At 49.2% G+C, this 24037-nt stretch carries 19 protein-coding genes and 1 other annotated feature (1 of these 20 only partly in view); of the genes, 18 read left to right on the top strand and 1 reads right to left on the bottom strand.

The features are described from left to right. Positions 1-27: a binding site (T-box leader), on the top strand (it extends 244 nt beyond the left edge of the window). A gap of 67 nt (positions 28-94) precedes the next feature. The 18 genes from lysS to AC0LWM_RS27615 all read left to right on the top strand — a co-directional run bounded on the left by lysS (position 95) and on the right by AC0LWM_RS27615 (position 22672). After that, entirely contained in the window at positions 95-1555 is a 1461-nt protein-coding gene (lysS, locus tag AC0LWM_RS27530) for a lysine--tRNA ligase (protein ID WP_474678238.1), read from the top strand. A 103-nt stretch (positions 1556-1658) separates the two neighbouring features. Further along, entirely contained in the window at positions 1659-2756 is a 1098-nt protein-coding gene (locus AC0LWM_RS27535) for a VOC family protein (protein ID WP_474678239.1), read from the top strand. Positions 2757-2799: 43 nt separating this feature from the next. Further along, positions 2800-3450, top strand: coding sequence for a VOC family protein (locus AC0LWM_RS27540; protein ID WP_474678240.1), 651 nt, complete (start codon positions 2800-2802; stop codon positions 3448-3450). A gap of 27 nt (positions 3451-3477) precedes the next feature. Then, a complete protein-coding gene (locus AC0LWM_RS27545) occupies positions 3478-4884 on the top strand; it encodes a VOC family protein (RefSeq protein ID WP_474678241.1) in 1407 nt (468 codons plus the stop codon). A gap of 245 nt (positions 4885-5129) precedes the next feature. Continuing rightward, the gene (locus AC0LWM_RS27550) at positions 5130-5732 is read left to right on the top strand and encodes a class I SAM-dependent methyltransferase (RefSeq protein WP_474678242.1); all 603 of its coding nucleotides are present in this window, start codon (positions 5130-5132) and stop codon (positions 5730-5732) included. Between the two features lie 59 nt (positions 5733-5791). After that, positions 5792-6721 carry a GNAT family N-acetyltransferase gene (locus AC0LWM_RS27555; RefSeq protein ID WP_474678243.1) on the top strand — a complete coding sequence of 310 codons (930 nt, stop codon included), beginning with the start codon at positions 5792-5794 and terminating at the stop codon, positions 6719-6721. A 156-nt stretch (positions 6722-6877) separates the two neighbouring features. Then, a complete protein-coding gene (locus AC0LWM_RS27560) occupies positions 6878-7825 on the top strand; it encodes an alpha/beta hydrolase (protein ID WP_474678244.1) in 948 nt (315 codons plus the stop codon). Continuing rightward, positions 7812-9014: a pectin acetylesterase-family hydrolase gene (locus tag AC0LWM_RS27565; protein ID WP_474678245.1), complete on the top strand. Its 1203-nt coding sequence runs from the start codon at positions 7812-7814 to the stop codon at positions 9012-9014. Before AC0LWM_RS27560 ends, AC0LWM_RS27565 begins: the two co-directional genes overlap by 14 nt. An 18-nt stretch (positions 9015-9032) precedes the next feature. Beyond that, entirely contained in the window at positions 9033-9659 is a 627-nt protein-coding gene (locus AC0LWM_RS27570; RefSeq protein ID WP_474678246.1) for a TetR/AcrR family transcriptional regulator, read from the top strand. Next, positions 9656-11446 (top strand): sensor histidine kinase, encoded by a 1791-nt coding sequence (locus AC0LWM_RS27575; protein WP_474678247.1) that lies wholly within the window; start codon positions 9656-9658, stop codon positions 11444-11446. The genes AC0LWM_RS27570 and AC0LWM_RS27575 overlap by 4 nt, the downstream gene beginning before the upstream one ends. Beyond that, on the top strand, positions 11421-13046 hold the full coding sequence (locus AC0LWM_RS27580; RefSeq protein ID WP_474678248.1) for a response regulator transcription factor: 1626 nt from the start codon (positions 11421-11423) through the stop codon (positions 13044-13046). Before AC0LWM_RS27575 ends, AC0LWM_RS27580 begins: the two co-directional genes overlap by 26 nt. A gap of 85 nt (positions 13047-13131) precedes the next feature. Continuing rightward, the gene (locus AC0LWM_RS27585) at positions 13132-14670 is read left to right on the top strand and encodes an ABC transporter substrate-binding protein (protein WP_474678249.1); all 1539 of its coding nucleotides are present in this window, start codon (positions 13132-13134) and stop codon (positions 14668-14670) included. After that, entirely contained in the window at positions 14667-17321 is a 2655-nt protein-coding gene (locus tag AC0LWM_RS27590) for a glycosylhydrolase-like jelly roll fold domain-containing protein (protein ID WP_474678250.1), read from the top strand. The genes AC0LWM_RS27585 and AC0LWM_RS27590 overlap by 4 nt, the downstream gene beginning before the upstream one ends. A gap of 1 nt (position 17322) precedes the next feature. Further along, the gene (locus AC0LWM_RS27595; protein WP_474678251.1) at positions 17323-18255 is read left to right on the top strand and encodes an ABC transporter permease; all 933 of its coding nucleotides are present in this window, start codon (positions 17323-17325) and stop codon (positions 18253-18255) included. 24 nt (positions 18256-18279) lie between these two features. After that, positions 18280-19167, top strand: a complete 888-nt coding sequence (locus AC0LWM_RS27600) for a carbohydrate ABC transporter permease (protein WP_474678252.1) — start codon at positions 18280-18282, stop codon at positions 19165-19167. A gap of 24 nt (positions 19168-19191) precedes the next feature. Beyond that, positions 19192-21471 carry a glycoside hydrolase family 3 C-terminal domain-containing protein gene (locus AC0LWM_RS27605; RefSeq protein WP_474678253.1) on the top strand — a complete coding sequence of 760 codons (2280 nt, stop codon included), beginning with the start codon at positions 19192-19194 and terminating at the stop codon, positions 21469-21471. A gap of 287 nt (positions 21472-21758) precedes the next feature. Beyond that, positions 21759-22223 (top strand): hypothetical protein, encoded by a 465-nt coding sequence (locus tag AC0LWM_RS27610; protein WP_474678254.1) that lies wholly within the window; start codon positions 21759-21761, stop codon positions 22221-22223. 134 nt (positions 22224-22357) lie between these two features. Continuing rightward, on the top strand, positions 22358-22672 hold the full coding sequence (locus tag AC0LWM_RS27615) for a hypothetical protein (protein ID WP_474678255.1): 315 nt from the start codon (positions 22358-22360) through the stop codon (positions 22670-22672). A 46-nt stretch (positions 22673-22718) separates the two neighbouring features. Here AC0LWM_RS27615 and AC0LWM_RS27620 read toward each other — a convergent pair whose 3' ends face one another. Next, the gene (locus AC0LWM_RS27620) at positions 22719-23639 is read right to left on the bottom strand and encodes an aminoglycoside phosphotransferase family protein (RefSeq protein ID WP_474678256.1); all 921 of its coding nucleotides are present in this window, start codon (positions 23637-23639) and stop codon (positions 22719-22721) included. Between the last annotated feature and the right edge of the window lie 398 nt (positions 23640-24037).

The raw sequence follows: 24037 nt of genomic DNA on the forward strand, positions 1-24037 counted from the left end.
ACGAAGCTTACAACTCTCGTCCTCAAGATTCATAATCTTGAAGGCGGGAGTTTTTTGTTATTTTGTTGACATTATATAAATAGGAGTGAAATGAATGAGTAATGAACAAACGACCCTTCGATTAGAGAAATTAGAGATGTTAAGATCTCTAGGAATCCCTGTAAATCCCGAAAAATTTTCTACGAATTATGAACTTTCTGAAGCCTCACAACTTGAAGACGGAATTACTGGTGTGCGAGTAGCGGGAAGAATAATGGGGATTAGGAAATTCAGTAAATTTATTTTCATGACCATTTCTGACATCGAGGGAAGTTTGCAGCTTCTTTTGAATAAGGAGGAGGTTGGTGAGGTATCTTTTAATCAATTTCTTAAATTCATGGATATTGGTGATTTTATTGGTGTTGAAGGACATACGTACACAACGAAGACGAATGAGAAAACTTTGCGAATAAGAAGCTACGTATTCCTAGGAAAGGCATTACGTACTTTACCTGAGAAATGGCACGGGTTAAGTTCCATTGAAACCCGGTATAGGCAACGTTACTTAGATCTAATTATGACTAAGGAAACCCAGATACGTTTATTAGCCAGAACGAAAATGGTTCGTGCGATTAGAAGATTTTTCGAAGATCAACATTTTTTAGAAGTAGAAACACCAGTTTTACATCATACATCTTCAGGTGCAATTGCGAAGCCTTTCAAGACCTATCATAACTCGTTAGACACTGAATTGAACTTGCGCATTGCCCCGGAAACTTATTTGAAAAGATTAATCGTAGGCGGTTTTACAAAAATATTCGAATTCGCAAAGTGCTTCAGAAATGAAGGGATCAGTCCTCAGCATCTTCAAGAATTTACGATGGTTGAAGGCTATGCTGCATATTGGAACTACGTTGATACCATGCAACTAATGCGTGATATGGTCCTATATATTCTTGAGCAAACCTTTAATACAACAACCATTATGTTAAAAGACCAGATGATCGATTTCTCATTGGAATGGGAAACTATTTCCTTTAGAGATCTAATCTTAAGAGACACAGGGATTGACATAGACCATTCTCCTGATGTTAAAGATTTAATCCAAGAAACGAAGGGAAGAAATATTGAAATAGACCATATGGATATTGAATCCTTAGGCAGAGGTAATTTTATTGATCTTCTTTATAAGAAGATGTGTCGACCTCAATTAGTAAAACCGACTTTTTTAGTCGAACACCCCATTGACTTATCTCCATTAGCTAGAGCAAATGATAAAAATCCAATACTTACAGACCGTTTTCAACTTGTGGTGAATGGTGCGGAAATTATTAACGCCTATTCAGAGTTGGTTGACCCACTTGAACAAAGAAGAAGGCTAGAGGCACAAGCCAAACTTAAGAGCAATGGGGATTTAGAAGCTATGGAGATGGATGAAGATTATCTTACAGCAATGGAATACGGAATGCCCCCTATTGCTGGTTGGGGATTTGGTATCGAACGCCTGTTAATGGTACTAACCGACAGTGATACGATTAAGGATTGTGTTTTATTCCCATTGACTAAAAAAGTTTAATAAAATGATGGAAAGAATTAAATTTTTTTTATTCATGTCAGGTCTAGTCGTCATCTGGCATCATTATTGAATGAAAGCTAAAAAAGTTAGGAGGATCATGACAATGAGTCAATCTATTTCTGCCAGCGCATCAGTTTCCATTTTGGAACATATCGGATGTCTATATTTACCCGCAGATAACGTAAGCAGAGTATATGATTGGTACGAAAAGCATTTTTCTCAGGAGGGGCATTCCCGCCATTACAAATTTTTCTATGGGGAAACACCGGTGAAAGGAAGTAATATTAATTTTTTCACGGAGGAGTGGTTGCCGGGACAGAGGTATGAAATGTTTAGTATCCGTTTTGAAACGGATTGTATCGAAGAACTTTACAATCAATTGGTTCAGTCTGGCGAGGTTCGCCTGGAACCATTGCGGAATAATGATGACGGACCGGCGTTTTGTTTTTATGACCCCCAAGGAAACAAGTTTCAGGTCTGGCAGGATCCCAAAACAACGCCTCAACCCCTTCGTGCTGGAATTCGTCCGCTGATCAGAGTCTCTGCTTTCTTTTTCCCGGCCAGCGATCCGGAGGCCGCAAAGCGATGGTATGCCGATGTGCTCGGCGTAAAAATCGGGGAATCCGGTCAGCCAGTGACAGAATCTGGGGTCGAGTTTTATTTCCTTCGTCCGTTTGAAAAAGGTAAAACTATTAATTTTGTTGGGCCGGCATCAGGAACGTCGGATCTGATCACTAATGTTTCTATCGTGAATATGGCCATACGTTTCGGTCTGGAGGAGCTTCACAAGAGGATGGTCGATACGAACCAGGATGTTCAACCATACATTTTCGACAGAGGAGGGTGTGGCAGATATTTTCTGCTCGCTGGTCCGGACGGTAATAAGCTTGAGATATGGGAGTTCCAGACCGTCTGTGAACAGATAAAGGAGCATCTAGACAGTGCAGATTGGAAGGAGAGATTTAGATTCTCTAATTTTGCCTTTAATGTGCATATTGATGAATTTTTGGAGATCATCAGAAGTGATGTTCATCGTACGATTAAAACATTTAATATTTTTAACTATGAAGAAATATTGGAGACAGATCCTGAAGGTTTGGAGCAACTGCTCAATACATTAAGGGAGTTTGGCCAGCAATACCCGGAAAAAGCATTTCATATGATGTACCGGAAAGACAAGGAATTTATTAAGTTAAGCTAATTATTGAAAAGAAACAAACACATTCGAAGGAGTTGTAACCACTATGGAACAAGTTAAAGAGTTAATTGAGAATTCAATCACGACTACACCCAAAAAATTGTTGAAATCGGCGTCTTGTATTTATATTCCGTGCGCCGATCCAGATAGGACAATGGATTGGTATCGCGATCAATTTCAATTATACGGAAACGATGGGCCGTGGCTTACTCTTGAAAATGGGACAGACCTCATGTTCTGTGAAACTAAAGATGAAACCAGAATGAAATACAAAGTTGGCGAAGACCCCAATTTTTACATGCCAATTTTAATGTTCCAGGTTGAAGACATTGAAAAGTTGCGTAGCTCTTTGAAACAGAGTGGGGCCGAGGTTGAAGAGATTCGAGACAACGGAGGCTGCGGGCTGGAGTTTTATTTTTATGATCCAGAAGGGAACAAACATGTTGCATGGGAAATGCAAACCGTGGTTACAAGACAACAGGATAAACTTGTCTTTGGTAACTGTTATTTTGAAGGAAGTATAAGTGCATTCTTGTCGAAAGTATCTTCAAATTCTCGCGGCTCATCAAAAAAAATCAACTTCCTCGATGCAAAAAAATTGAGGGAAGAGGATCCAGAGGGTCTACAGGAGGTTATCGATACTTTACAAGAATTCAACTCAAAACATCCAGAATCAATATCTATCATTGGTCTTTAGTAAATAGAAAAGTAGAGGATGATTTGTATGAGTAAAATATTGAAAACCACCACATCTGCATTCAACAATTTTCTATGTCTTTATCTTCCAGCGGATGATCCGCCAGCATTGGCAAACTGGTATATAGAGCATTTCAATTCACCTGGGACACGAGAGTGTAGTATATTTTGGGAACAAACGAAAGAAAAAGGGACTACTTGTAATTTCATGACGGATGGATACAATCCGGGTAAACCTTATGAAATGTTTGCTGTACGATTTGAAACGGATTGTATTGAAGCATTGTATGAACGTTTGTCCAATGCAGGCGTCCCCTTGGAGCCGATGCATTCGGATCATGAGGGAATCACGTTTGTATTTACCGATCCGCAAGGGAATAAGTTTCAGGTACGGCAGCATGCGGATACTGAACCCCAGCCGTTACGTGACGATGTTCCGGCATTATTCAAAGCATCTGCGCTATTTTTCCCGGCAAGCGATCCGGAAGCAACACGCAAATGGTATTCGGAGCTTCTCGGTTTGGAATTGAATGATTCAGGATGGCCGGTGACGAGGAATGGAGAAGAAATTTGCTTCTATAGATCGCTAATTCCAGGACAGACGTCAAACTTTCATAAAAATGTAGTCATGGGTGACAGGCCTTCTACTTTATATTCAATTATCAATGTTGCTGTAGATGATCTTGGTGAGATGCATAAACGAATGAAGGAGCAGGGACAGAAGGTTGAGATTATAAGTGACAGAGGCGGATGCGGGCGACAGTTCCAGCTATATGATCCAGACGGCAATATGCTGGATATTTGGGAACATCAGACGATGGTAGGTAAGGATTTCAATTGTGACAGTGGTGATTGGAAACAACAATATAAAATAGAAGGAGAAGATATTGATACGTTTTTGTCGAGGGTGACAAGAGATTTGAACCATCGGCGCATCGTGATTCCGGGGTATAACGTATTACAAAAACTTGATCCTGAAGGGTTGGAATCTCTTTTATCAACCCTGCATCGATTTAGTTTGGAACACCCTCAGCATCCATTTGAAATCATAACGCGTGATTGGTGTCCGACCGACCCTATTGAGCCCGCCGCTATGGAGCACGTAGTTGATGGTAGAGAAGTATTTATTCCCCCCAGCGAACGCGCTGAGGGAATCTTAAAAATATACGGGAGGCCCTATTTTAAGAATAGCCCGAATTGGAAAGACCGAATTGTGCTGCAGATTCCTTTTTTTATGTTTGAAATTGATACGTATTTTACAAAAGCATTAGAAGGCCGCCATGAAATTTTTCGACAAGTTCAAATTATTTATGATGAGGCATCCGTACCTTGGTATTTGAGCAAGATTGATCCAGATGCGGTTAGGGAGCTTAAATTGGCTGTGGAACAGTTTAATCAAGAACATCCGGAGCATGCAATAGAACTAATAGAATAAGACAAGAGCCGACTGCATTGTAGTCGGCTCTTGTTATGAGGTACCGGGGTATTACCCTTTACTGATTCGGACGCATGCAATTGAATAAGGATATATTATCAATACTAGAAAATTACCCAAACATTGACCCCATTAATGCTATGATTATGAGAAAATCGTACACATTTGGGGGGGCGCTATGAAGGATCCGAGAATTAAAAACTTGCGTGGACAGTGGTAAATTACTCAATTCGAGGATGGATATTATGGGAAATTGGTTTCCAAAAGTCTATGATATTTTGATGAGCCCTCTTGAACGAAGAAAATTCGGTAAAATTCGAAAAAAACTGATTGAAAAAGCGGTAGGAGAAGTTTTAGAAATTGGATCGGGTACAGGGTTTAACTTTCCCTATTATGAACATGCCAAAAAAGTAACCGCCGTTGAACCTGAGCCACGCATGAGGGAATTATCTTTACCAAGAGCCCATAATGCTCAAGTACCAATTGAAATCATACTTGCGGGAGCGGAAGAGCTTCCCCTTCCAGATGATTTTTTTGATACTGTAGTATGTACATTGGTCCTTTGTACTATCCCTAATCCAACTAAAGCTCTGGAAGAGATCCGTCGTGTCTGTAAACCCGACGGACAAATTCTATTGTTTGAGCATGTGAAAATTGAGCATCGTATTCTTGGTCAACTGCAGGAATGGCTCACGCCTTTTTGGAAGCGAATATGCGATGGGTGTCATTTAAACCGCAATACGCTTCAATTAGTAAACATGGCTGGTTTTAAAGTCACATCATTACACCAATATTACAAGGGCATTTTTCTGGTCATAGAAGCGATCAATAAGAAAAGATCTTTCTAACGGTAACACGAGAGGAGCAGTATGCCGCGGCAACTGTGAGAAGAGGAGTATAAAAAGCAATGACGGTTTATTTTCGGCCATACAGGGATGAAAGAGATTACATTGCGCTCCGCGGCGTGATCACTCATAAGTTTACCGACCCGAACCGCCGGTTTTACCCAAGTCTAGGGGATTTCGATTACAACCGCGCCTTCGGCGGTGAAAAGTTCCTTCGAAATCTGATGGTTTGCGAACTCGAAAACGGGACTACAGTCGGCGCTATTTGGCCAGGGCATTATCGAATTCTTTATTGCTTTACAGGGCCTGAATACGTTCACCTGGAAGATGAAATATTCGCCTGGGCGGAAAAACACTATTACGGTCCGTCGCTTGAAGATCGGAGCGGAAAAGAAGTTTATATTTGGGGTTATATCGAGGATCAGCGCCGAGTAGATACATTGAAGGCCAGAGGATACGAGCAGCATACATGGTACATGTATTCCGGGGTAATGGATTTGGAAACTGCAAACCAAGAGCCTCGTTTTCCAGAGGGGTTCAAGGTTCGTCCGATTGAGACTGCTGATTTAGAGCAAAAGGTCATTATCATGACCGGTTCAGCCGGGTTGACTGCGCCGGATATGGAGATTTACCGCCGTTTGATGTCCTGCCCAACATACCGTAAGGATTTGGACTTGGTTATAGTGGACGAGGCGAATCAAGTCGTCGGCTTTGCAAATATTTGGCTTGACAGCGCGAACAACATTGCGATTATCGAGCCATTCGGAACGGCTCCGACACATCGAAGACGCGGGTTGGCGACTAACCTGTTGTACGAGTGCATGCGCCGCTTGAAAGAAGCCGGTGTCAGCAAACTCTACATCAATCACGGAGGAATGTGGACGCTTGATCCTGAACCAGATGACGCAATGCGCGTTTACACAAGGGTCGGCTTTCAAGAACTCGGAAATATGTTTGTATGGTGCAAGGGTTCTCCTGACAGCACCAGCTAACACAACAAGGCTGCCATACGGCAGCCTTGTTGTGTTAATGGGGAACGATTCGTTTTAGAACCCCAATCGCTCCAATATAGCGTTGACAGAAAGGGGCTTACAAAATTATAATTAATTACACACGGTGTGCAATAAATGAACTAGGTGTAACATAAAATGAATGAGAAAGGATTGCAGAACCGTATGACGACCTCGGAACAGCCGGCAGCACGCCCATGGATAAAGTGGGTGGTCATGCCTATATTTGTGCTACTTATGTATGTACTTAAATTACGCGAGCGGTTATACCGCTATCGACCGGAGCCGCTGGAGCGGTTGTATCGCGAATCGGGGCCTTACCGAAGCGCCAGCGTTGTCATTCATGACGAACAGGGACGCCCGCTATATCGGATCGATTACCCGGAAGATCGGATGGATGCCTGTCCGGTTGTCATATGGGGCAACGGCTCGGATGCTCAGCCGGAGAATTATGGAGATTTGCTGGCTCATCTGGCCACTTGGGGGTTTGCGGTTGTCGGCAATTATTGCCGCAATACGGGAACCGGCAAGGAGATTGCGGACACCGCCCTTTATGTGTTGCGTGAGAATGACAATCCATCAAGTCTGTTCTACGGCAAGATCCGGACGGATCAGATTGGCGCGGTTGGTCAATCTCAAGGCGCGACCGGGGTTCTGAATGCGGGCAAGTATTTGGAGAAGCCGCTTCAGACGGTTGTTACGATTGCTCTGCCGGCTCTGAAATGGTGCGATGCGAAGGATGTGTATGAAATCGAGAGCCAGTCTGCCGACTTGTTTTTCATGGCCGGTACGCATGATTTCATGATTTCTCCGACAGCTTCCAATTCGAAAGCCTATCATGCGGTTCGTCCGGGGCAAGCGGCAGCCATGGCGATGACGAAATGTGCAGACCACCTGGAAAGCATGGGGAACGGAGGCATGCATAGAGGCTATCTGACCGCGTGGCTGCGTTATCGGTTGGCAGAGGACGGGCAAGCCGCTGCCGCCTTTGCGGGTAAGAGCCCCGAGATCCATCGCAATAAAGGCTGGAAGCAAGTCCGCACCCAAAATCTTAAGGAGAGGGAATCGACCAATGAAAACGATTAAGCGCGTTCTTTTTTATTCCATTGTCGCCGTTTTGCTTTCCATCGTGTACTTTTACCGCAAAGTTCTCAAGAGACCGAGCAGCAAAACCAGCTTTGAGCAAACGAAGCCAGGCAAGTGGAATAAAGTGAAGCTGGGCCCAAAAACAACGGCAACCGACGGCTCGAACTATTTTTTGTACACCCGCAAAGGCACAAGCCGCAATTTGATGGTTTATTTTTGCGGAGGCGGTGCCTGCTGGGATGGCGAGACGGCGCATATCCCTTTGTCGCTGCGCTCTTATCTCAAGCATGGACAATTCGGCTATTACTTCGCGCGAATTCCTTTTTATATCCTTAGCATGCATCGGGGAATTTTCGACCAACGTCCAGATAATCCGTTCGCGGCATGGAACGTCGTGTTTATTCCTTATGCGACCGGCGATTTTCATGTCGGCCATACGACAGCCCGTTATGAGAGCGACAACGGCTCAAAATCCCGAACGGTCAGGCATAACGGTAGAAATAACGTAGAGGAAGCGTTACAGTGGATTTACCGGAATTTCGAAACGCCGGATAAGCTGCTCATTGCAGGCTCCAGCGCCGGGGGCTTCGGTTCCGCCTTCTGGGCGAGCGAAATCGCGAATCATTACGCCGGTGCCGAAATCTATCATCTCTCGGACAGTTCTTTTCTCGCTACGGATCAGTGGCCGACCATTGTGGACAACAATTGGAAGGCCGAATTTCAGCGGACGTTCTCTTATCCGATTGAAGCGGATATGATTGGAGCCGCATTCCGCCATAACGGCACGGCCATGCCTGCTCATTCGGTTCTGCTTCATGCCTGCACCGTCTACGATAAAGTGCTGACTTCTTTTCAGAATAGGCTGAACGGCAAAGGGGACGAGATCGATAGGCAAAGCTTGGAGGAATGGAGTCGTCAATTCCGGGCGTCCACCCGTCGGCTTGACGAACAATTGCCTAATTTTTATTATTTTCTCACCGACCATGAATACGATTCGACAACGCATACGACTCCGCATACTCTGCTGCCGATGAAAGCCTTCTATGAGGCGAAGGAAGAAGGCACGAAATTAATAACGTGGCTCGACGGGATCATACACAAGAACAAGCGCGTCTCGCTGGGCTCCCGCTTTCTTCAATTCAAGGAAGCCGAACCGGCGGATGCAGAGAAAGCTAACATGCAAGTCTAGAACAGGGGGGATCGCACAATGAAGCTTAGAGAGAAGCAGCTTCAGCTTACGAGGGAAATGATCAAGGAGGCTGCGCTTACAACGTTTTGCGAGAAGGGGATCGAAGGCGCGGACCTCGTTCTCGTCGCTGCCCGTTCGGGTACGTCCAGACGGACGTTGTACCATCACTTCAAAGACAAGGAGCAGCTCGCGACCGAGGTGTACGTGGACAATCTCAAAAAAATGTTCGGGAGACTGCTTCTCGAATTCGACTTCCAATCGCCTCGCGCTTCGATAGAGGCCATTCTGAATAAATATTTGTTTCTGAGAGAGCACCACCCGGATTTGCTGTATTACGATTCGCTCTTCAGCGTATATTTTGCCAGCATGGGCAAAAATCCGGCGGAGCTGCCGGCATTCAAGGAACTGATCAACGAGGAAACCCATCTATCCATAAGCGCGTTTTCGCTGGATTTGCAAACGGAGGAAACGGGGCAAAAGCTCGTTTGGATCGAGCGCACGCGGATGGTGACGCATCTTTACTTCATTTATTTGCAGAAGTCCGTGTTAATTTCTCGCCAGAATCAAGATGCGACGAAAGCGGAGGAAATCGAGCAGAACATTCGTTATAAGGAATTTCTGCTCCGCTTGTGGGATGGGCAATGATTGGGAGCCGCCGTCGCGGGTTAAGGCACACGATTCGCTTCAAACTGGTGGCAGGCGTAGCCGCGATTCTCGTGCCGCTGATCGCCCTGCTTAATTTCAACCAATATTACGCCGCGCAAGTCGTCCGAACGCAGGTAGCCGAGAGCAATCAAACCTACATTTCGCTTTATATGAATCAAATCGACGGCATTTTGGAAGAGATCGACAGCTTCCTCATCGGCATGATCGTTTCCGACCCGAATTTGCCGTTGTTGGATAAGCGGCAGTCCGAGGAGCAGGCGGCTCTGTTAAAGGTGCAGCTCTCTAAGCAGCTTACGAACGAAATCACCCGCTACGGAACGATGGACGAAATTTTTATTTATTCGGCGATCGACAACAGTCTTATTGAATCGTTTAGCTTGCGGCCGACTTACTCCGAGCGAGTTGCGGTAGGAGAAGAAATCGTCCGATTGCTAAGCTTATCTTCCATGAAATCTCCGCATGAGGCAAGAAATTGGATCGTTCGCGAGATCGATGGCAGCTACTATATTGTGCGTCTGCTTCAAGCCGAACGAAACACCTACGTCGGCGCTTGGGTGAAGGCGGACAGCCTGCTTGTTCCGCTTAAGCTGATCGACTTGGGGGAAAGCGGCCTCTCCTTGTTCGCCACGACAGAAGGAAAGCCGATGATGCATACCGCATTCATTCGCGAGAATGAAATCGATCTTAGCTTCGCCGAGGGAGGCTACAGCTTATCCGGGAAGCCAGAGCGTTATTTAACCGTGGGGGCGTTATCGAAGCAGGGGGACTTCCGCCTCGTAGCGCTTATACCGGAACAAAAAATCTTAAAGGGCCTGTTTAATCTCCGGGAATGGAACATCGTTGTTTCGGTCGGCTCGATCGTGCTGCTGCCGCTGAGCTTGCTGCTGCTTCGCCGTACGATTTTGCTGCCGATTCGAAGGCTTCTCGCCGCGATGAAGCGAATCGGGGAAGGCCATATGCAAGGAATTCCCGAATCCAGCTCCTCGCCGGAAGAGTTTCGCGTTGTGAACGACCACTTAAACTACATGCTCTCCCAGATTAGAGAGCTTAAAATCCATGTTTACGAGGAACAATTAAGCAAGCAACAAGCGGAGCTGAGACAGCTTCAAACGACGATCAACCCCCACTTTTATTTGAACTCCCTGAACATTATGCACAGCCTTGCTACCGTTGGCGATTTTAAGCTGATTCAGGAAATGTCCCGCTGTCTGGCGGACTATTTCCGGTACATATTTCGCAGCGGCGCTTCATTCGTCTCCCTTGGAGATGAGCTTATGCATACGCGGAATTACATTCGAATTCAAGAGCTGCGGTTTCCAGGCCAACTGAGCAGCGAGATCGAGGTTCCGTCATATTTGTTAGAGCTGGCCGTTCCCTCGCTCGTGATTCAAACGTTCGTGGAGAATGCCGTTAAGCACGCCTTTTCATTGGAAGAGCCGTTCCGTCTTACCCTTAGAGGAAAGCTGGAATCGGACGGAAGCGAGCCCCGCTTGCTTCTCGTTGTGGAAGATACAGGGAGCGGTTTCCCTCAAGAGGTGCTGGAAAGCCTGGCAGAGGGGAGGAGCTTGGAGCGCAAGGACGGAAGCAGGCATGGCTTATGGAATGCGCGGCGCAGGCTGGAGCTGCTGTATGAAGGACATGCCGAATTGAAGTTAGCCAACCGGGACCGGGATTCAGGAGGAGCAAGGGTTGAGATTCGTCTGCCGATGAAGCCGTTCCCCAAGGGAGAGGACGACAACGATGCTGAACGTGTTAATCGTCGATGACGAGATTCATTTTGTGGAAGCGGTTAAGCGTATGGTGGATTGGGCGGGGCTGGACGTTGCCAACGTTTATGTCGCTTATAGTTCTTCTGCCGCAGAGCAGGCTTTTCAGGCACATGACATTCATGTGCTTCTTTGCGATATTGAAATGCCGCAGAGGACCGGGCTGGAGCTGCTGGAGTGGATGAGGCAGAACAAGCTGGGGACGGTGCCGGTTCTGATGACCTGTCACGCCGATTTTCGGTTCGCGCAGGAAGCCGTACGTCTTGGCTGCTCCGATTATTTGCTCAAGCCGCTGTCCAAGGAGGAACTGGAAACGGCGATCCATAAAGCGGCGCAAATTGCGAATCGGGAGCAAGAGCGAATGGAGGCGCAACGAAATAAGTTGTGGTGGTCGCATCAGCAGATCTTGAACCTTGAGCGATTTTGGATGGATCTGCTGAGCGAGGCGATTCCGGCGAATCGTGAAGATTTTCTTCGCGAAGCGGCCGCCCGGCAAATTTCATTTTGCAGGGATGCCGAAGTGCTCCCGATTTTGATGGTCGTTCGACATTGGCATCAGGATTTTCGGGTTAGAGACAGGAAGCTGTTGGAATACGCGCTGAAAAATGCAGGCAAAGAACTGATCGGAAGGCTTAGGCCGGGGAGCGTATTCGTGTCGGTTGGCAGCGAGGCTTGGCTGCTCATGATGTCTGTTTCCCCGGATCAGCGCATAGGAGAGAGCGAACTCGCCATCATGTGCCGTCGATTGGTCGAATTTTGCAAAACAAACCTCTATTGCGAGTTAACTTGTTACGGGGGGCACGCCATACCCGGACACGAGGTTTTATCGATGCTGCACAGATTGCAGAGATTGGATCGGAACAACGTGAACGGAGTCGGTTATGTCGGCCTTGCCGCGGAGAATCGTTCCGTCGATGCTTCAATTGCTTTGCCCGATATGAGCGGGTGGGCGGCATTGCTCCGGCAGGGCGTTAAGGAGAGGCTGCTGGAGGAAGCGGCAGCGTTTATTGGCAAGCTGAGGAATCGGTCGGACATCGACAGCCGATATTTGCTCGCATTCAAAGAGAATTTCCTGCAAATGACGCACGCGGTGCTGCAGCAGCAAGGAGTCCAAGCGCATCTTATGTTTTGCGACGGGGACAGCTTGCGGTTATCGGAAGCGGCATCGCGATCCTTGGCGGATCTGGATCGCTGGCTTGCGCATATCATTGCGAAAGCGGCGGGGTATGCGGGGGCGTCTTCCACGGGAGATGTGGTCGAACGCGCAACCCGTTACATATTGTCCAATCTGGATCAGAACCTGTCCAGGGAGGCGGCGGCCAGCCACGTTTATTTGCATCCGGATTATTTGACGCGCTTATTCAAGAAGGAGCTCGGCTGCACGATTCCGGAGTTTATTATGCGCGAAAGAATAAAGCTGGCCAAGCAGTTGCTCACCCATTCGGAGCTTCCAGTAAGCGCCGTATCGATGGCCAGCGGTTATGCGAACTTCTCCCATTTCGCCAAACTGTTCAAGCAGCAGACGGGTTTGACCCCGGTAGAATATCGGCAAAGCGAGCGCGGAGGCGCGAGTGACAAAGTCGAAATCACGTCAGGCTAAAGTCGAAACTGAAGCAGAAGAAAGCGGCGGTCTCCGGATACAATGGCAAGTGAAAGCCAAATGACGAGGCCAGGGGGAAAATACTATGAGCAAGAAGGTATGGTTGTCCGCAAGTTTAGTAATCGTATTGCTGTTGTTGTCGGCATGCGGTTCCAATGGAGGCTCAGCCGAATCGGCGAAGCCGGGGAACACTTCCGGGACGGAAGCTCCTTCAGGCGGCGGTAAGCCGCAGAAAACCAGCGAGCTGAACGTCGCCTTTCTGAGCGTAACGGGAACGCCGCCCGATCTGAAGGCGGTAGAAGCTGAAATCAACAAAATCACAACAGCCAAAATCAATGTGTCCGTCAATTTGATGCCGATCAATTACGGAGCATACGCCCAGCAGGTCAATCTGATGATGACGAGCAACGAGAAGCTGGATCTCATCGTTGTCGGCTCGCCGTTCGGGTTTAGCTCCCAAGTATCCCGAGGACAATTGCTTCCGCTCGACGAACTGCTCGACAAGCATGGGAGCCATATTCGCAAGGCGCTTGATCCCGTATATTTGAACGCAAGCAAGGTGGGCGGCCAAATCTACGGCATAACGCCGGTAAGAGATTTGGCGACGGCCAACGGTTTCACGATGCGTAAAGACCTTGCAGACAAGCACGGCATCGATGCAAGCAAAATCAAATCGTTGGACGACGTAGAAGCCGCGCTTAAGATCATTAAAGACAAAGAACCGGGGATAACGCCATTAATTCCAAGCGGTGCGGGGTTTTCTTTCCTAACGAGCTATGGCTGGAACGACGGGTTAGGCAACGGAATGGGCGTTCTCCCTGGCTACGACAACGGCTTGCAGCTTGTCAACAGCTATGAGTCGCCGGAGTATGCCGCGCTTTTGAAACGGATGAGAAGCTGGTATGAGGCGGGTTACTTGCTGAAGGATGCTTCTACGAACAAGGCGAGCCAGCTCGAATTAATGAAGGCGGATCGAGCCTTCGGCTACCTCTCGAAGCTGAAGCCTGGCTTTGATGCGCAGGAATCCCGCTCGATCGGCAAGGAGATGGTGAGCGCAGAGCTATCGGCTCCGGTATCGATGACGGATCATGTGTTGAACATTATGTGGGGCATTCCGAGGAATGCGGACGATCCGGAAGCATCGATGAAGTTTCTGGACTTGATGTACGGAGACGCGGAGCTCGTCAATTTGCTGGACTGGGGCATTGAAGGCAAGCATTATGTCAAAGTGTCCGACCATGTGATCAAGTACCCGGAAGGCGTAACGATGCTGACGAACGGCTATAACTTGAATATGAGCTGGCTGTTCGGCAATCAATTTCTCGCTTATGTGTTTGAGGGGGAAGACCCTAATATTTGGCAAAAAATGAAGGAGTTCAACGAACAAGCGGTCAAGTCGAAAGCGATGGGCTTTACAATGGACACCGAGTCCGTGAAAACGGAAATCGCCGCAGTCTCCAACGTCATCGCGCAATACTACCTCGTGCTCGAGACCGGCTCCGTCGACCCGGATAAAGTGCTTCCTGAATTTAATCAAAAGCTGAAATCCGCCGGTCTGGATAAAGTTATTGCGGAGAAGCAGCGCCAATTGGATGCATGGGCTAAAGGCGGGGGCGAACGATGAGCGGCAATAGCCAATTGCAGGAATTGCTCAGCGGCGAGGAACGGAACTATATTCTCCCGTTCCTCTGGCAGCGCGGAGAAGAGGAAGCTGTCATCCGCGAGGAGCTTGCGCGCATCAGGGAAGCGGGGATAAGAGCGGTATGCGTCGAGTCCAGGCCCCATCCCGACATGCTGGGTCCGGCGTGGTGGAGAGACATGGACATCATTATGGACGAGGCACGGACTCACGGCATGCAGATTTGGGTGTTCGACGACGATCACTTTCCGACCGGCCATGCCGCAGGCAAGGTGAAGGAAGCGCCGCCGGAGCATCAGCGGCAGTTTCTATCGGAGCGGCGAATCGATGCGAGAGGCCCGGATCCCGAAGCCTCCTTCCTGCTGCGCCCTTGGTCCTTTCTGGATGGAGCTAGGCCTATTGGTGCCGCTGCCGCCAGACGCGATCCGGCCACGGGAAGGCTGGACGGCGAATTCCTTCCTATCGACCTTGAAGCCTCCGTACAGGATGGCGTGCTGTATTGGCCCGTGCCTGAAGGCTTTTGGACGATTTGTTTGTTCGTCGTCACTCGCGAAGGGGGGGACGAGCGCAGGAAAGATTATTTGAACCCTATCGTTCCGGAATCGACGCAAATTTTGATCGATACGATTTATGAAGCTTATTATGCACGCTATAAGGATGATTTCGGCGCAGCGTTCGCGGGCTTTTTCTCCGACGAGCCGGGCTTCTACAACAGCAAATCTTCCTATGATTACGCATCGGGGCTGGGCGACGCCAAGATGGCTTTGCCGTGGAGAGACGATCTCCTTGATCTGCTCGAGGCGGAATACGGTCCGAATCTTCGCGGGCATCTCCCCTTGCTGTGGCACGAAGGCGGCCCGCATACGTTTGCCCTCCGTTATGCCTATATGAATGTCGTCAGCAAGCTGTATGCGGAACATTTTAGCGGCCGAATCGGACGTTGGTGCCAAGAGCGCGGCGTCGCCTACATCGGTCACCTGATGGAGGACAACAACGTCCACGCCAGACTTGGCTGCGGGGCCGGACACTTCTTCCGCGCGCTGGAGGGCCAAGATATGTCGGGCCTTGACGTTGTGCTGTGGCAGATCGTGCCCGGCTTCGATGAAATGTCCTTTTCCTGGATGGGCGGCGAGACGGACAGCGTCTTTTTCCACTATGGAATGACCAAGCTGGCGGCATCGCTCGGACATATCGATCCTCGGAAGCAGGGGCGGACGTTTTGCGAGATTTTCGGAGCTTACGGCTGGGCGGAAGGCTTGAAGCTGATGAAATGGCTGACCGATCATATGCTGGTCAGAGGCGTCAACCATTTCGTTCCCCATGCTTTTTCCCAGAAGGAATTTCCCGATTGGGACTGTCCTCCGCATTTCTATGCGAGGGGATATAATCCGCAGTTCAGACATTACGGGCTGCTCAATGCCTATACAAACCGGCTTTGCCATTTATTGAACGGCGGACAGCACGTGGCGACTGCGGGGGTATTGTATCACGCGGAAGCGGAATGGTCCGGGCAATCCATGCTGTTCCAAGAGCCCGTCAAGCAGCTCATGCAGCGGCAAATCGATTGCGACGTTCTGCCGGCGGATATGTTGCTCCGTTCAAGCGTTATTCGAAATGAGCTTGCCGTTCACGAAGAACGGTATCGCTGCTTAATCGTTCCTTACGCGGAAGCGTTGCCGATTGAATTGATCGAGAAGCTGTCCGAATTGGCAGAATCAGGCTTGCAGGTCGTCTTTGTCGACTCGCTGCCAAAACGGGCAAGTCAAGCCGTGCCCTATGCGGAGCCGTTGAAGAGATTGGAAGACCAGGCCAAGGTAGCGGTTGTACCTCATCATCGGCTTGCCGATACGTTGCGAGAATGGGGCATGTACGAGATGGAGGCAAGCGAAAGACAGCCTTATCTTCGAGCGTACCAGTATCGTCATGACCGTCTGGAAATCGTGATGTTGTTCAACGAGCATCCCGAAGAGACGTTGAACACTCGCGTCACTCTTCCGGGCGAGGGAGCATGGCTGCGCTACGACGCCTTCGGCAATACGTTGGAACGGATCGGAGAAGGACGGAATTATGCTCATGATCTCACGCTCAGCGCTTATGAATCGGCCGTCTTGCTGCGCATCCCGGCCGGCGACGAGGCGCATTATCCGATGGGTCCGGGGAAGGCGGCGCCAACGTCGGAATCGACAAGCCGTCTGATCGAGCCGGCGGAGTGGCATGTTTCGTTGGCCTCGGCACAGGACTACCCGGAGTTCAAGCCGTGGGGGACATTGACGAGCTTGCGGAACATAAGCTCTCGCGATTTGCTGCCGAGATTTTCCGGCACGATGAAGTACGAATGCCAGGTGCAGGACGAAGAAGCTGCCGGCTCGGTCTGGCTTGATTTGGGCCGGGTATACGAGACCGCGCAGGTTTGGGTAAACGGACGGGAAGCCGGAGTCCGGTTGTGTGCTCCTTATGTGTGGGATATTTCGGAGTTATGGCAGCAGGGGGCGAACGAGTTAACTGTCGAGGTAACGAATACGCTCGCCAAGGATCAGCAGGATTGGTTTTCCAAGTTTGTTCAGCAGGAGCCCTCCGGTCTGCTCGGCCCAGTTAATCTCCTTAGGTCAACGATAAGCGTGGGAAGCGGGGAGTAATATGGAACAAACCTATCGGCTCCGCCGGAAGAGCGGCATACGCAAATACGGCGTTCTGCTGCTCATGATGGCACCGGGCTTGGCCTATTTGCTAATCAACAACTACTTGCCGATGTTCGGGCTGCTAATCGCCTTCAAGGATTACAATTTTGCGAAGGGACTGCTCGGCAGCGATTGGGTCGGCCTTCGAAACTTTGAATATTTGTTCAAGACGCAGGATGCCTACATCATCACAAGAAACACGATCCTTTATAATTTTTCTTTTATAATTCTGAATACGGTCTTTGCCGTCGGCATCGCGATTGCGCTTAATGAAATTCGCAGCCGATTCATGTCGAGATTTTATCAGAGCGTGCTGTTGCTGCCTCATCTCATCTCGATGGTTATCGTCAGCTATTTGGCCTACTCTTTGCTGAGCATGGATACCGGCTTCATCAACAAGACCGTGCTTCCGTTTCTCGGGATCGAGGAGATTTCATGGTACAGCGAATCACAGTATTGGCCGTTCATCCTGACGATCATCAGCATGTGGAAGGGGGCCGGCTTCCTGTGCGTCATTTACTTGGCGGCGATTATCGGGATCGATCCGGAATATTACGAGGCGGCCAAGCTGGACGGTGCTTCCAAATGGCAGCAAATCCGCGGCATTACGCTGCCTCTGCTGTCCCCGATCATCATTATGATGACCTTGCTCGCGATCGGCAAAATTTTCTATTCGGATTTCGGCCTGTTCTATCAAGTTCCGCTAGGCTCGGGAGCGCTTAACGATACGACTCAGGTCATCGACACCTACGTGTACCGGGCGCTTATGAATCTCGGAGATATCGGGATGTCTTCCGCCGCAGGGCTGTACCAGTCCATCGTCGGCTTCGTGTTGGTGCTTCTATCGAACTACGCGGTGCGCAAATTCAACAAGGACAGCGCCTTGTTCTAAGGTCTGGGACTGGAGTGGAAAAGCATGAATACGATCAACAGGGGAAAGCAGATTTGGCTTCATCTTCCGATGCTTGCCCTAGCGGCGGCCTGCGTGCTGCCCTTCCTGCTGCTCGTCGTCTCATCCGTATCGGATGAAAGCTCGATCCTGCGGCAGGGCTACACCTTTTTTCCCGATCAACTGGGGTTGGATGCTTACCGTTACTTATGGAATCATTCCGATCAACTCGTGCGAGCATACGGCGTAACGGTGTTTGTAACGATTGTCGGCACGGCGGCGAGTTTGCTCATGACCGCGATGCTCGCTTACCCGATGTCCAGACAAGGCGTTCCATGGCGCGGGGGAATTGCATTTTTCGTTTTTTTCACCTTGCTGTTCAATGGCGGGTTGACCCCGACTTATTTGATCTATGTGCAATTATTCGATATTAAAAATACGATTCTGGCGCTTATCGTGCCCGGATTGCTGATGAACGGCTTTAACGTGCTGCTGATGCGGACCTTTTTCATGACGACGATCCCTCCGGCCTTAATCGAATCGGCGCAAATCGACGGAGCCGGAGAATTCAAAATTTTCTGGAGAATCATTTTGCCGCTGTCGATGCCGATCGTGGCCACCGTAGGCCTGATTCAGACGATCATCTACTGGAACGACTGGTTTAACGGCATGATCTACGTGACGGATTCCAAGCTATTCAGTATTCAGAACATTCTGAATCGAATGCTGACGGACATTCAGTTTCTGTCGGAAAGCAAGTTCAGCGCGCAATTCGGCGAGGCCGGGGCGAATTTGCCCAGCACGACCGTGAAGATGGCGATCGCCGTAGTCGGCGTTCTGCCGATTATCGCCATGTATCCTTTCTTTCAAAAATATCTCATTAAAGGCATAACGATCGGCGCGGTAAAAGGATAGGCCGAAGCGAGGAGGAACAGACGGATGAAGCTTGCAAAAGTAAAGGAATGGCTTTCCCTCATGACCTTGGAGGAGAAGGCGAGCTTGTGCTCGGGCAAAGATTATTGGAGAACGAACGCGCTGGAAAGACTGGGCATCCCGTCCATCGTCATGATGGACGGCCCCCACGGGTTAAGGAAGCTTGACGAATTTGAAGTCATCTTCAATGTGAGTGGCAGCGCTCCGGCCACCTGCTTTCCATCGGCGTCCGCGATGGCGTCCTCCTGGGACCGGGAACTGCTGACGGAGATCGGCGTTGCGCTCGGGAAGGAGTGCCATGCGGCGGGAGTGGATATTTTGCTCGGGCCTGGCGTGAACCTGAAGCGCTCTCCGCTGAACGGGAGGAACTTCGAATATTTCTCGGAGGACCCCTACTTGTCGGGGGAGATGGCCAAAGCTTACATTAACGGCGTTCAGAGCCAGAACGTCGGCACCTCGTTGAAGCATTATGCTTGCAACAATAGGGAAGAGCGGCGGATGACGACCGATGCTATCGTCGAAGAGAGAGCGCTGCGGGAGTTATACTTGAACGCCTTCGAGATTGCCGTCAAGGGCAGTCAGCCGTGGACGATCATGAGCGCCTACAATCGGGTCAATGGAGCTTATTGCTCGGAGCATCCGCATTTGTTGAATCAAATTCTGAAGCAGGAATGGGGGTTTGAAGGCGCGGTCGTCTCCGATTGGGGAGCGGTGAACGTGCTGCCGGAAGGAATTCGGACCGGGCTTGATTTGGAGATGCCTTCGAGCGTAGGTTACGGTCCTGCAAACATTATCCAGGCGGTGCAAAGCGGGGCATTGACCGAAGAAGCGCTGGACCGTGCCGTCGAACGGGTGCTGCATTTAGCCGTTCTCTCTGCGAAGCGTTCCGGGCAGCCGATCGATTGCGATTATGAGCGCCATCATCATCTTGCCCGGAAGGCCGCAGCGGAAAGCATGGTGCTCCTTAAGAACGAGGCGGGCCTGCTTCCGTTGTCCAAGGCTCAGCGGAAGATCGCGCTTATAGGAGCAATGGTCCGTTCGCCGAAAATTCAAGGCGGTGGAAGCTCGCATATGAAGCCGACGCAAGTGGACGATGTTGAAGCCGCAATTGCCGCCAAGCTGGGGGAAGGCACAGAGCTTGTCTACGCGCAAGGCTACGATCTGGACAGCGAGGCAATCAACAAGGCGTGGGAAGAGGAGGCGAAAGCGGCAGCGGCGGAAGCCGAAGCGGCTATCGTTATCGTCGGGCTCCCCGAGCGCTGCGAATCGGAGGCGTATGATCGGCAGAATCTGCGGATTCCATTTAACCAAGTCGAGATTATCCGCGCCGTAGCGCAAGTTCAGGAGCGGGTCATTGTCGTTTTGTGCAATGGCTCCCCCGTGGAGATGCCTTGGGCGAAGCATGCGGGCGGAATCGTTGAAGCTTACTTGGGCGGCCAAGCCTTTGGAGGCGCGCTTGCGGACATTCTGTTCGGAGATGCGAATCCGTGCGGCAAGCTTGCGGAAACGTTCCCGGTCGATCTGCCAAGCACGCCGGCTTACCTCGCTTTTCCGGGCGAGGGCGATCGCTGCGAATATCGCGAAGGGCTCTTCATCGGCTACCGCTATTATGATAGCCGCAATATCGAGCCGCTTTATCCGTTCGGCTTCGGCTTAAGCTATACGTCGTTCGAATACAGCGATTTGGTTCTCGATAAAAAAGATATCAGCGATCAAGAAACGCTCACCGTGCGTCTTAGGGTTCGGAATACCGGCGATCGAACAGGCAAGGAAACGGTTCAATTGTATGTAAAGGACAAGGTGAGCCGATTGGTTCGGCCGGAGAAGGAACTGAAGGCATTCGCGAAAGTCGAGCTTCATGCCGGGGAAGCCCAAGAAGTCGTCTTTACGTTGGATAAGAGGGCGTTCGCTTATTATGATCCGGAGCTTAAAGATTGGTACGCGGAAACGGGCGAGTTCGATATTCTGGTCGGCCAGTCCTCTCGGCATATTTTGCTGGAAGGGACGGTTACCCTCCGTTCGACAACTTCGATCGTAAGGCAATACGACCGCCAGTCGTCTTTGTCGGATTTGATCGCCGATCCTCGGGTTGAGCCTATCATTCGCCAATTTACGCAAGGACTGTCCGATTCCCAAGACGAGATCAGTTCGGAGATGATGGCCGTATTTATCCGAGAAATGCCGCTTCGATCGCTAGTCGCTTTCAGCAAAGGGGCGTTCACCGACGAAATGCTGGAGGGGCTTTTGCACCATGCGAATACGATAGGGGCGCGGGAGAACAGTTAGCGGACGCAGATGAATTATTCGCTGTCCATTCGCTTGTTCTGCGAAAGCCTTAAAGAGAGCGAGACAGGGGAGTTCCAGTTCATTCCCTATGCCTCGCTCCCTTTTTAGAGCAATTATTGCCAGCATCCGAAAGGAATTTTGAATAAAAGATAGAATATTCAGAAAATTAATCTCTTTTTCAAGAATTACGGCCTTTCAAACGGGTATATGTAGGTTGAGATGATAAACAATTTACTTTAAACTGGTAAACACCAGGCACAAAATAGAATCCTAAAGGAGGTAATAAGATGAAGATTCAATCCAATACGACGTCTGTAATCAAGTTGCCCTTTTCTGCGATTCAAAATGTGATGATGTTCCAAGGGTTCCGCAAGATTAGCTTTAACCAACATTTTGTGTATCGTGCCAGATTTGACGACACTTCTACAAGAAGGTCGTACCGTTTAATGATTCCAGTTCAAGACCACGATACCTTCACTTGCTCCGTCAAGGTTGCCGATGCATTTTTTGAAGATAAGGGTTCGATTCCTCCCGAGGTTATTGGGGCAGCGGAATGCAAATTAAATGAAGTCAACGCTTATCTAAACGACGAGTGGGAAAAACAACATCAAAACGATACATTTCAGCCACGTCAAACTGGCGGCATGGCACCGAATATGGAGGAAATGATAAAGCTAGGTAAAGAGATGGCGGCTATGAAAACAAATCAAGAGTTGCGTGAAGCCAATCAAATTCCCGACCCCATTCAGTAAGCGTTTACTTTTTGAAAAGTGCCTGGTATATGTCAAGCAACGGTTGCCGAAAATTATACCGTAACCCGAATAAGATTCAATAAAAAGAGACATCGAATCCTGAATGCAAATCATTGCCTAAGGTGGTGTTTTACATGGAATTGAGTATTATTCTGTTGGTTGTCGTTCTGCTGGGTGTTTGGCTGGCTGTGAGAAGCAAAAGGTGGAAAACTTTGCTGACGGCCACAGGTCCGAACGCTGAACTGCTGCAGGTGAAATATGAGCATCTGAAGTCGAACAACGTGAAATGTAAGCTGGTAACTGATTCAAGTGGCGTTGTAGAAGCAGGCATTGTGCAACCCGCCGATGTATTTCCGAACGGGGCGGGAACGGTGATCAAGCTGAAGGTGCATGAAAAGCATATGGAACAAGCCAAAGGGCTGTTGGAGGAATTCCCGGAAGCAGTGTAAAGAGGTTGTTCTAATTCTTATTTAGAAACGATAGTTGAGGAGCTTGCTACTGCGGCTCCTTTTTCATTTGCTGAACGGGTTGTCCTGTCGCTAGCGATTTGTAATCTCGAATAATGACATCGATTACATGCTTTCCCCAATTCGAGGCTTCCGAACTTGGTTCATTCCAAGTGTAGGTGATGAGTGCTTTCCACAAAGCCCAACCGCGTGCGCGATTAACAGTATCCTGGTCAAAGTTCATGCTGCTCAGGAATATATCGCGACTTACATCATCAAAAAAATTCCATGCCATCACAAGATCGCTTGAGGGATCACCAACGCCCATCGTTCCGAAATCAATGACTCCGCACAGTCGCCCATTTTGCACAAGCAGATTGCCTACTGCCACGTCACCATGTAGCCATAACGGCGCCGATTGATATCTCGTTGCAAGGGCAAGCTCCCATATTTCCGTTAAGAGCTTTTGATCATATTGGCCGGATAGCTTGTCAATGACGGACCTTGTATCTTGATCGTAAACCGCCAAGTTTCCCCCGCGATGAAAGTTTTGTATACCTGATGGTATGCCGTGGCTTGCATCGATTGCTTCTAGTTCATTCAGAAAGTTCGCAAGGTCTTTGGCAAACCCGTTTAAATCGAGTACGTTGGCATGCGTGACGGTATCGCCTTCAATCCAACGGTTGACGGACCATGGAAGGGGATATTCGTTCGTTGGTTCGCCATGTGCAACGGGTACCGGAATGGGCAAGGACAGAAGAGGCTTGAAAATAGGGAGCCAGGTCAGTTCTTTCTCAACCGCCGAGGCGTAACGTTCATGACTCGGTAGACGAACCGTCATCTCGGCTCCCAGCCGATAGGTTCGGTTATCGTGTCCACTTTTTTCTACGGGTACGATCTCTAAGTCCTTCCACTCGGGAAATTGGCTGTTGATTAATTGACGTACCGCCTCAGTAGTAATTTCAATCATTTCGTTTTCCCCTTCTTCAAAAGTAGATGGTTCGTAATCGTACATAAATCATAACAATTTACCTTGGCCATATCAAAAGATAAAACGCTTATAAAAAACTTAGGGTGCGCGATCAACTATTCGGAAGCATGAGCTCACCTGTCGGGAGTTATGGCTGGGTTGTAACGGAGCAATCCATTAATGACAAGCCAAGAAAACGTGTCTGGCATAATGGAACGATGAATGGGTTTTATGTGGAGTTTAATCGTTATATCGATGAGGAAATCGCTATTATCGTGCTGAGCAATATCAACCTCACGCCCGTAGACATAATCAGCCAATGTTTAGCCAAGATCGTGATGGGAGAAGAGGGCCCAGCCCGGAGCTATACAGCCGTTAGATATAGCGCCAAATTTACT

The organism is Paenibacillus sp. sgz302148 (genome assembly GCF_056120465.1).

What these genes read in the sequence shown, in the direction of transcription:
- lysS (WP_474678238.1), top strand. Translation starts at nt 95, where the DNA reads ATGAGTAATGAACAAACGACCCTTCGATTAGAGAAATTAGAGATGTTA.
- AC0LWM_RS27535 (WP_474678239.1), top strand. Translation starts at nt 1,659, where the DNA reads ATGAGTCAATCTATTTCTGCCAGCGCATCAGTTTCCATTTTGGAACAT.
- AC0LWM_RS27540 (WP_474678240.1), top strand. Translation starts at nt 2,800, where the DNA reads ATGGAACAAGTTAAAGAGTTAATTGAGAATTCAATCACGACTACACCC.
- AC0LWM_RS27545 (WP_474678241.1), top strand. Translation starts at nt 3,478, where the DNA reads ATGAGTAAAATATTGAAAACCACCACATCTGCATTCAACAATTTTCTA.
- AC0LWM_RS27550 (WP_474678242.1), top strand. Translation starts at nt 5,130, where the DNA reads ATGGGAAATTGGTTTCCAAAAGTCTATGATATTTTGATGAGCCCTCTT.
- AC0LWM_RS27555 (WP_474678243.1), top strand. Translation starts at nt 5,792, where the DNA reads ATGACGGTTTATTTTCGGCCATACAGGGATGAAAGAGATTACATTGCG.
- AC0LWM_RS27560 (WP_474678244.1), top strand. Translation starts at nt 6,878, where the DNA reads ATGAATGAGAAAGGATTGCAGAACCGTATGACGACCTCGGAACAGCCG.
- AC0LWM_RS27565 (WP_474678245.1), top strand. Translation starts at nt 7,812, where the DNA reads ATGAAAACGATTAAGCGCGTTCTTTTTTATTCCATTGTCGCCGTTTTG.
- AC0LWM_RS27570 (WP_474678246.1), top strand. Translation starts at nt 9,033, where the DNA reads ATGAAGCTTAGAGAGAAGCAGCTTCAGCTTACGAGGGAAATGATCAAG.
- AC0LWM_RS27575 (WP_474678247.1), top strand. Translation starts at nt 9,656, where the DNA reads ATGATTGGGAGCCGCCGTCGCGGGTTAAGGCACACGATTCGCTTCAAA.
- AC0LWM_RS27580 (WP_474678248.1), top strand. Translation starts at nt 11,421, where the DNA reads ATGCTGAACGTGTTAATCGTCGATGACGAGATTCATTTTGTGGAAGCG.
- AC0LWM_RS27585 (WP_474678249.1), top strand. Translation starts at nt 13,132, where the DNA reads ATGAGCAAGAAGGTATGGTTGTCCGCAAGTTTAGTAATCGTATTGCTG.
- AC0LWM_RS27590 (WP_474678250.1), top strand. Translation starts at nt 14,667, where the DNA reads ATGAGCGGCAATAGCCAATTGCAGGAATTGCTCAGCGGCGAGGAACGG.
- AC0LWM_RS27595 (WP_474678251.1), top strand. Translation starts at nt 17,323, where the DNA reads ATGGAACAAACCTATCGGCTCCGCCGGAAGAGCGGCATACGCAAATAC.
- AC0LWM_RS27600 (WP_474678252.1), top strand. Translation starts at nt 18,280, where the DNA reads ATGAATACGATCAACAGGGGAAAGCAGATTTGGCTTCATCTTCCGATG.
- AC0LWM_RS27605 (WP_474678253.1), top strand. Translation starts at nt 19,192, where the DNA reads ATGAAGCTTGCAAAAGTAAAGGAATGGCTTTCCCTCATGACCTTGGAG.
- AC0LWM_RS27610 (WP_474678254.1), top strand. Translation starts at nt 21,759, where the DNA reads ATGAAGATTCAATCCAATACGACGTCTGTAATCAAGTTGCCCTTTTCT.
- AC0LWM_RS27615 (WP_474678255.1), top strand. Translation starts at nt 22,358, where the DNA reads ATGGAATTGAGTATTATTCTGTTGGTTGTCGTTCTGCTGGGTGTTTGG.
- AC0LWM_RS27620 (WP_474678256.1), bottom strand. Translation starts at nt 23,639, where the DNA reads ATGATTGAAATTACTACTGAGGCGGTACGTCAATTAATCAACAGCCAA.